Genomic DNA, 3,153 nt, shown 5'->3' with positions numbered 1-3,153 from the left:
TGCGCCCAAACCCTCCCGGCCCGGTCCCGGGCGGCCTCCCGGGATGAAGAACCACGGGCCCGCGCCCCGGCATGAGGTCGGCAAAACCGTCAAACGCGCCGCGACCCTGGCAGAACACAAGAACCAGACAGGTTAAATCTCAAGCTAAGGGGCGGGGATGCGGGCGCACGCCACCTCATGGCGCCTTACCGGTGGGCGGCGTCGAACGCGGTGCCCACTCTAAGAATGGCGCCCGGGAAAGACAATGCGGTGGCCACTTTCGGACTCATATGAAACCGAGGATCAGATGAAAAAATCATGAATCATCTCATGAGATATCCCCGCAAAACATACGAAACCCTTTTGACATGGCCTTATGCACACAGTCTCGCGCCCGAACCCGACCCCGAGCCCGGAGAAACCGCCCCTCTACCACAGAACGAATGCGCTAAACACCCCGCTTGACAGTACAGAAAGAACGGGGCGCGATCGGGTAATCATCCGATCGCACCCCGTTTTTCGGAGATCCGGAACCATTTCCCTGCTTTACCCACTGGGAAAATAGGTCGTTTTTCGAAGGAACTCGGCCGGGGTCAGGCCCGCGGCAGGTGCTTCTCGATGAGCGCGACGATCGCCGGGTCGTCGGGCACGGTCGAGGGGCGGAAGCGGTGGACCTCCCCGTCGGGCAGGACCAGGAACTTCTCGAAGTTCCACTTGACCCGCCCCGCGTTGCCCTCCGCGTCCGGGGTCCGCGTCAGCTCGGCGTAGAGGGGGTGGCGGCCCCGGCCGTTGACCTTGACCTTGCTCATCATCGGGAAGGTCACCCCCCAGGTCATCGAGCAGTACTCGGCGATCTTGTCGTCGCCGCCGAACTCCTGGAGGAACTGGTTGCTGGGGAAGCCCAGCACGGTGAACCCGCGGTCGCCGTAGGCCTTCTGCAACTCCTCCAGCGCGCCGTACTGCGGGGTGAGCCCGCAGCGGGAGGCCACGTTCACCACGAGGCGCACCCGGTCCGCCCACTCACCGAACGTCGTCTCGCGCCCGTCGATCAGCGTCACCGGGATCCCGTCCAACTCCGCCATGTCCACTCCTCTTCACCGTTCCTGCGCGCCGGATTCCAGAGTGCCAGAACCCGTGCGGCGCGCTCTCACCGGTCTCTCACCCGAACGGCGTAACCTGCCGCACGGCGACGAACGACGACAGGAACGGCCGATGGCACATCCCTCCACCGGGGCCGAGGGGCCCCGGGTCCTCATCGTCGAGGACGAACCCAACATCCTGGAACTGCTCACCGCGTCCCTGGAGCTGAGCGGCTTCACCACCCGCGGCGCGCCCGACGCCGAGGGCGCGCTGGCGGCCCTGGCCGGGTTCACCCCCGACATCGCCCTGGTGGACGTGACCCTGCCCGGGCGCAGCGGCCTGGACCTGGTCGGGGACCTGCGGGCGCGGGTCCCCGGGCTGCCGCTGCTGTTCCTCACCGCGCGCGACACCGTCGGGGACCGGATCGCCGGACTGCGGGCCGGGGCCGACGACTACGTCACCAAGCCGTTCAGCCTGGAGGAGGTGGTGCTGCGGCTGCGGGCGGTGCTGCGCCGCTCGGGGGCGGAGGCGGCCGGGGAGCCGCTGCGCTACGGCGACCTGGAGCTGGACGAGGACGCCCACGAGGTGCGGCGCGGCGGGGTGCCGATCGACCTGTCCCCCACCGAGTTCGCGCTGCTGCGCTACCTGCTGGCCAACGCGGGCCGGGTGGTGACCAAGACGCAGATCCTGGACCGGGTGTGGGACGGCCAGAGCGACGACGTGCGGGTGGTGGAGACCTACATCAGCTACCTGCGGCGCAAGATCGACAAGGACCGGCCGCCGCTGATCCGCACGGTGCGCGGGGTCGGCTACGGGCTGCGCCCGCCCCGGGAGGAGCGGTGAGGCGGCCGCGGTCGCTGCGCGGCCGGATCACGCTGACGGTGCTGGCCCTGGTGGCCCTGGGGCTGGTGGTGTCGGGGGCGGCCGGGGTGCTGCTGCTGCGCCAGGCGCTGGTGCAGGAGGTGGACCACCGGCTGCGCGGGCTTGCGGCGGCCGAGGCGGCGCCGCGCTCCGGGGGGCCGGCGCCGGAGGGGACCGTGCCCGAGGAAGGTGTGCCGGAGGAGGCCGGGCACCGGCCGCCGCCGCTGCCCACCGACCTGCGGTCGCTGTCGGTGTCCGCCGACGGCGAGGTGACGCAGAGCAGCGGGCAGAGCTCCGGGGACGAGGGGCTGCCCGACGTGTCCGCGGTGGGCGCCGAGGGGCTGCGCGAGCGCGCGGGGGCGCCCTTCACCCTGCCCGGCACCGACGGCGGGGACGACTGGCGGGTGCTGGCCGCCGCCCGGGAGGACGGGAGCGTCGCGGTGGTGGCGCAGTCGCTCGGCGGCATCGGCACCACCGTGCGCACCCTGGTGCTCATCGAGGTGACGGTCGGAGCGGTGATCCTGGCCGCGCTGGGGGCCGCCGCGACCGCGGTGGTGCGCCGCAGGCTGCGGCCGCTGCGGGAGATGGAGGAGACCGCCCGGGCCATCGCCGACGGCGACCTGGACCGGCGGGTGCCCCGCGACGGCGCGGCGGCGGAGGTGGACCGGGTGGGCGCGGCGCTCAACACGATGCTGGGCGAGCTGTCCCGGGCGCTGGCCGAACGCGACCGGTCGGCGGCCACCACGCGGCGGTTCGTCGCGGACGCCTCGCACGAGCTGCGCACCCCGCTGTCGTCGATCCGGGGGTTCGCCGAACTGTACCGGCAGGGGCGGGCACAGGGCCTGGTGGTCGGGGACGTGCGCGGCGACGACTGGGTGGCGCGGATCGAGGGCGAGGCCGAGCGGATGGGGGCGCTGGTGGACGACCTGCTGGTGCTGTCCCGGTTCGACGAGGAGCCCGCCCTGGAACGCGCCGACGTGGAGCTGGGGGCGATCGCGCGGGAGGTGGCCGCGGCCGTGTCGGCGCGCACGCCCCGGGCGTCGGTGCGGGTCGAGGCCGCCGCGCCGGTGCGGGCCGTGGGCGACCCGGGCCGGCTGCGCCAGGTGCTGGAGAACCTGGTGGGTAACGCGGTCGCGCACACCCCGCCGGGGACACCGGTGCTGGTGCGGGTGGACCGGGGGCCGGTGCCGGACGGGGACGCCCCGGCGTGGGCCGGGGAGCTGCCGCCGGAGG

General features: G+C 72.6%; 3 protein-coding genes. 2 read left to right on the top strand and 1 reads right to left on the bottom strand.

Annotated elements, in window-relative coordinates; all coding sequences use genetic code 11:
- Window positions 1-572 precede the first annotated feature (572 nt).
- Window positions 573-1,061, bottom strand: a complete 489-nt coding sequence (locus ACJOT3_RS33755; protein WP_406977192.1) for a glutathione peroxidase — start codon at window positions 1,059-1,061, stop codon at window positions 573-575.
- A 130-nt stretch (window positions 1,062-1,191) separates the two neighbouring features.
- Between ACJOT3_RS33755 and ACJOT3_RS33750 the strand changes: the two genes are divergently transcribed.
- Together ACJOT3_RS33750 and ACJOT3_RS33745 are read left to right on the top strand one after the other, a co-directional pair.
- Window positions 1,192-1,902 carry a response regulator transcription factor gene (locus ACJOT3_RS33750; protein ID WP_406977191.1) on the top strand — a complete coding sequence of 237 codons (711 nt, stop codon included), beginning with the start codon at window positions 1,192-1,194 and terminating at the stop codon, window positions 1,900-1,902.
- On the top strand, window positions 1,899-3,153 hold a 1,255-nt coding region (locus tag ACJOT3_RS33745), incomplete at its 3' end, for a sensor histidine kinase (protein WP_406977190.1). The genes ACJOT3_RS33750 and ACJOT3_RS33745, both read left to right, overlap by 4 nt.

Source organism: Nocardiopsis protaetiae (assembly GCF_045446735.1).
GTDB lineage: Bacteria > Actinomycetota > Actinomycetes > Streptosporangiales > Streptosporangiaceae > Nocardiopsis > Nocardiopsis protaetiae.
Note: the sequence above shows the minus strand (reverse complement) of the source record. Positions and strands in the feature narration are given on the sequence as shown.

Coding starts and splice junctions, on each gene's coding strand:
- ACJOT3_RS33755 (WP_406977192.1), bottom strand. CDS start 1,061: ATGGCGGAGTTGGACGGGATCCCGGTGACGCTGATCGACGGGCGCGAG.
- ACJOT3_RS33750 (WP_406977191.1), top strand. CDS start 1,192: ATGGCACATCCCTCCACCGGGGCCGAGGGGCCCCGGGTCCTCATCGTC.